The following is a 4969-nucleotide window of genomic DNA, read 5'->3' on the forward strand; positions in this document are numbered from 1 at the left end:
CATATTATCATTGTATCTGTATCAATTTGAATTTTTTAGAATTTCAATATGAAACCCCTAATTTACTACGTCCATTCCGTCCAATATGAACTCGGCAATCTCTTACCTTACGAACATTGGCAAACCTTATAAAGCGATTCGGTAAATGTTGGCGAAATGGTGGCGGAGTTTGCCCGAGTTTTTGGGGCACAGGAAATTACCTGTTAAACGGGACAGATTCATGACTTAGGGAAATATTCGGAAGCCTTTAATTATCGATTGCATGGCGATCCTTCAGGTGATCATGCTACCGCCGGAGCGAAAATTGCAAAAATGCTTGCTTTAGAGTGGAGGTCAAAGTATAACCTGTGGTTATCTTACTTAGGCTAGATAACTTTATTAATGAATTAAAAGGCAAAAATAATGGAAACGAAACAAACCAATTCAACCATCAAATCGCGTGCGGCGGTGGCATTCGCCCCAAATCAACCCTTACAAATTGTGGAAATCGACGTAGAAATGCCGCACAAAGGCGAGGTGTTAATTCGTAACACGCACACTGGCGTGTGCCACACTGATGCATTTACGTTATCAGGAAGCGATCCGGAAGGCGTATTTCCTGTGGTGCTTGGGCATGAAGGTGCGGGTGTGGTCGTTGCTGTGGGCGAAGGTGTGTCAAGCGTAAAACCGGGTGATCATGTCATTCCTCTTTACACCGCTGAATGTGGCGAATGTGAGTTTTGCCGTTCAGGTAAAACTAACTTGTGCGTCTCAGTGCGTGATACACAAGGTAAAGGTTTAATGCCGGACGGTACGACGCGTTTTTCTTATCAAGGTCAGCCGATCTATCACTATATGGGCTGTTCGACCTTCAGCGAATACTCAGTTGTTGCCGAAGTTTCACTGGCAAAAATCAACCCAGAAGCCAACCACGAACAAGTATGTTTGCTCGGCTGCGGCGTTACTACAGGTATTGGTGCGGTACATAATACGGCAAAAGTGCAAGAAGGCGACTCTGTTGCCGTGTTTGGCTTGGGGGCGATTGGTTTGGCGGTGGTGCAAGGTGCGCGTCAAGCCAAAGCGGGTCGCATTATCGCTATTGATACCAATCCTTCAAAATTCGAGTTGGCAAAAAAGTTCGGTGCAACGGATTGTTTAAATCCGAACGATTACGATAAACCGATCAAAGATGTGTTGTTAGACATCAATAAATGGGGCATTGACCATACCTTTGAATGTATCGGCAATGTAAACGTAATGCGTCAAGCATTAGAAAGTGCGCACCGTGGCTGGGGACAATCCATTATCATCGGCGTAGCGGGTGCGGGACAAGAAATTTCAACTCGTCCGTTTCAGTTGGTAACAGGTCGTGTTTGGAAAGGCACGGCATTTGGTGGCGTGAAAGGTCGCTCTGAACTTCCGAAAATGGTGGAAGATTCAATGAAAGGCGACATCCAGTTGGAACCATTTGTGACCCACACAATGACACTCAATCAAATCAATGAAGCCTTTGAGTTAATGCACGAAGGTAAATCGATCCGCGCTGTTATTCATTACTAAGGTATGCGATGAAACTGATTGAACAACATCAAATTTTTGGTGGTTCGCAACAAGTTTGGGCACATGATGCCCAAACGCTTCAATGCGAAATGAAATTTGCCGTCTATTTGCCGGATAATCCAGAGAATCGACCGCTTGGTGTGATTTATTGGCTTTCCGGCTTAACGTGTACGGAACAAAATTTCATTACCAAATCGGGCTTTCAGCGTTATGCGGCAGAACATCAAGTGATTGTGGTTGCCCCCGATACCAGCCCTCGCGGAGAGCAAGTGCCGAACGATGCTGCTTATGATTTAGGGCAGGGTGCGGGTTTTTATCTTAATGCGACCGAGCAGCCTTGGGCGACGAATTATCAAATGTATGATTATATTTTGAATGAGTTGCCTGGTCTGATTGAGGAAAATTTCTCTACCAACGGCAAACGTTCCATTATGGGGCATTCAATGGGCGGACACGGCGCATTGGTATTGGCGCTGCGAAACCGGGAACGTTATCAAAGTGTTTCTGCCTTTTCGCCTATTTTGTCGCCAAGCCTCGTGCCTTGGGGAGAAAAAGCCTTTTCTGCCTATTTAGGGAAAGATCGCGAAAAATGGCAGCAATATGATGCTAACTCGCTCATCCAACAAGGCTGTAAAGTGCAAGGTATGCGCATTGATCAGGGCTTAGAAGATGAGTTTTTGCCAACACAATTGCGTACCGAAGATTTTATCGAAACCTGTCGTGCGGCAAATCAACCGGCCGATGTGCGCTTCCACAAAGGCTACGATCATAGCTATTACTTCATCGCCAGTTTTATTGGTGAGCATATTGCCTATCATGTGGCATTTTTGAAGTAAGCCAAGGAAGTGATTCGTGAATCGATCAAATGTTGGTATGAACATTAATTTTTCATGTTAACGAAAATAAAAGGCATCGGATTGATGCCTTTTGTTTTTTATAAATGATGAAAAATAATGCTATCAAAATGAGCTAGCTTGCACACTCTATTTAAATATCTCCCCATTCTAATCCGAATCGCTGTAAATATTTCCTCAATCGGTCGCTGTCATTGACTTTTGCTCTTTCTGTTCGGGAGACGTTGAACAATGCACGGCCAGCGGCGGCCATGTTGAGGTGTTTGCGGCATTCATCGATAACGTGTTGCAGTTGTAGCTTGTCGAACAAATCCAATGTGTCCCAATCGACTTTATCTGGATAGTCTTGTGCTTTTTCAGACGGCCTTTTATGTAAGAGGCCGTCTGAAAAAGGTTCTTCCGACCATAACCATTTGAGGCGTTCGATTTCGGCTTGGACTTGTTCTACCTGTATCCTGCCTTGCGGCGCGAGTGTGGCCAGGCGCATGATGCTGGCGGCGAGGTCGCGGAAGTTGCTGCGCCATGGTGCTTGATCTGAGTGTGCGAAGTCGAGGTAGGCGGCCAGGGCTTCTTTGTTGAAGCGGGTGGTTCGGCCGAGTTCTTGCGAGGCTAGGGCGAGCTGGTGTTCGACGTTGGGCTCGATGTCTTCGCGACGGTTGGCAAGTGCGGGCAGTGGGTAATTCCAGATGTTGATGCGGGCGAACAGGTCTTCTCGGAAGCGTCCGGCGCGGATTTCGTGGCGTAGGTCGCGGTTGGTACCGGCGATAAGTTGGAAGTCGCTTTTGACTTCGCTGTCGCTGCCGACGGGATAAAAGTGTTTTTCTTCAATGGCTTTGAGCAACATGGCTTGCTCGTCTAAGCCCAATTCTCCGATTTCATCTAAAAACAATACGCCGCCGTCGGCAGTTTTCAGATAACCTTCACGTTTTTCTGCGGCGCCGGTAAAGGCGCCTTTTTTGTGGCCGAACAGGGCAGATGCTGCGCCGTCGCCGCGAAGGGTGGCGCAGTTTACATCGACAAATGTGCCTTTAATCAGGTGGCGCGCTTTTTTCAATTCAAAAATCCTGCGTGCCAGCATAGATTTGCCCGCGCCTGTCGGGCCGGAGAGCAGAATGGGGGAAGGAGAGTTGAGCGCGACTTGTTCGATTTCGGCAATCATGCGGTTGAAGGCGGCGTTTTGGGTGGAAATGCCGCTTTTCAGGTAGCGCACTGCGTCATCGCGTACGGCGGCAAGGCGTTCGGCCAGTACGTCGTAACGAGCCAAGTCCAAATCGATGATTTCATAACTGCCGACATTGCCGTCCTCCATGCTGCGTCTTTGATTTTTGGGAGGTGCGGTTTGTAACAGAACACCGGGGATTTGACGCGATTCCACCAATAAAAACAGGCAGATTTGGGCAACGTGTGTACCTGTGGTGATGTGGGTGAGATAGGTTTCTTCTTCTGTATCAAATGGATAGCCTGCTGCCCAATCGTGCAGTTTGGTATAAACCTCGGAGAAATCCCACGGGTTTGCCAGCTCCATAGGTACGAGATTGACGACTGTGTGCGGCGACACCTGCTGAATATCGGCTTTTACATGATCTGCCAGCTCGCGATATTTCTCCGCATAAAACAGCTCCATGCGGTCGAGATGAAAATCTTGACGCTGATTCATGGCGACGTTTGGCCGCCATTTTAACCAACGGCCCTGACCGAAACCGCTGTCCAATACCGTACCGAGAAAGCTGACGGCGACTTGTTTTTTGGGATTGGTATTCATGTTTCAGACGGCCTTTAAATTATTTTTTCCAATACAAACACGCCGTAACCATCGCCCAACGGCAGCTCGAAATCCGTATGCAGGATTTGGCGTTTTACTTGTACAGTTTCGTCAGTTTTCGGATTAAAACCTTCTTTTAAGGCCGTCTGAAAATACACACCGAAGCCGCGTTTCTGCCATGCGGGCAATTCGTTGAAATTGATATTGTGTTCAAACAGCAAATCATGTTTCTGCGCGCGCGTGAGACCGCTGACCGCTTCTGTGGCTCGGGATACGCTTTCTCCTTTCTTGCGCAGCATCCAATAGCAGTGGGCGTTGAGCGCGTTGCGGTATGAGTCTTCGTGCCGCCAACGGAAATAATCGACCACCAGTTTTTCGTTCGGCAAAACGCAAACTCTGGCATCAAAAGCGGCGGTCTGCCCGTGCGCCACAGAAAAGGCGGCGCTGGCCTCACCAGCCAATACCGAAATGATTTTGCGCGTTTTGCGTTTGAACGTATCGTCGTCTCGACGCAGCAATAGTGAAATTTCATCGCTTTCCGAATAGCCGTACACCACATTGAAGCCACATTTCATCAAATGACGGACGGTGTGCGCCATCAGGTCGCGGAAACGAATGTCGAACGGGGCTTCAAACTGCCAAATTTCCTTGGTTAGTCGTGTAAAACCACGCCCGTCTAAGCGTACAACAATAAAATTTTCCTGTGGTACGCAAAAGTCATAAGCGGTTTCGTATTGTCGCAAGCGTTTGTCCAAATCATCGAATCTCATCATATATCCTTGTATATTTTATTTTCTATATAACTATCTATAAA

Annotated in this window: 4 protein-coding genes and 1 pseudogene; 3 read left to right on the forward strand and 2 right to left on the reverse strand. The window is 47.6% G+C overall.

Going from position 1 to position 4969, the window contains the following annotated elements; translation table 11 throughout:
• Positions 1-48: 48 nt before the first annotated feature.
• The 3 genes and pseudogenes from ACTHUE_RS10845 to fghA all read left to right on the forward strand — a co-directional run.
• Positions 49-309: pseudogene (locus ACTHUE_RS10845) on the forward strand (CRISPR-associated helicase/endonuclease Cas3); the annotation flags it as partial.
• 93 nt (positions 310-402) lie between these two features.
• Positions 403-1539, forward strand: coding sequence for an S-(hydroxymethyl)glutathione dehydrogenase/class III alcohol dehydrogenase (locus ACTHUE_RS10850; protein WP_070461659.1), 1137 nt, complete (start codon positions 403-405; stop codon positions 1537-1539).
• Between the two features lie 8 nt (positions 1540-1547).
• Positions 1548-2375 carry an S-formylglutathione hydrolase gene (gene fghA, locus ACTHUE_RS10855; RefSeq protein WP_107768955.1) on the forward strand — a complete coding sequence of 276 codons (828 nt, stop codon included), beginning with the start codon at positions 1548-1550 and terminating at the stop codon, positions 2373-2375.
• A gap of 151 nt (positions 2376-2526) precedes the next feature.
• Here fghA and rtcR read toward each other — a convergent pair whose 3' ends face one another.
• Together rtcR and ACTHUE_RS10865 are read right to left on the reverse strand one after the other, a co-directional pair.
• The gene (gene rtcR, locus ACTHUE_RS10860; protein ID WP_107768956.1) at positions 2527-4155 is read right to left on the reverse strand and encodes an RNA repair transcriptional activator RtcR; all 1629 of its coding nucleotides are present in this window, start codon (positions 4153-4155) and stop codon (positions 2527-2529) included.
• Between the two features lie 14 nt (positions 4156-4169).
• Complete coding sequence (locus tag ACTHUE_RS10865; RefSeq protein ID WP_107768957.1) at positions 4170-4925, reverse strand: tRNA(His) guanylyltransferase Thg1 family protein; 756 nt, start codon at positions 4923-4925, stop codon at positions 4170-4172.
• Positions 4926-4969: the final 44 nt, after the last annotated feature.

Source organism: Neisseria sp. P0021.S005, from assembly GCF_051956955.1.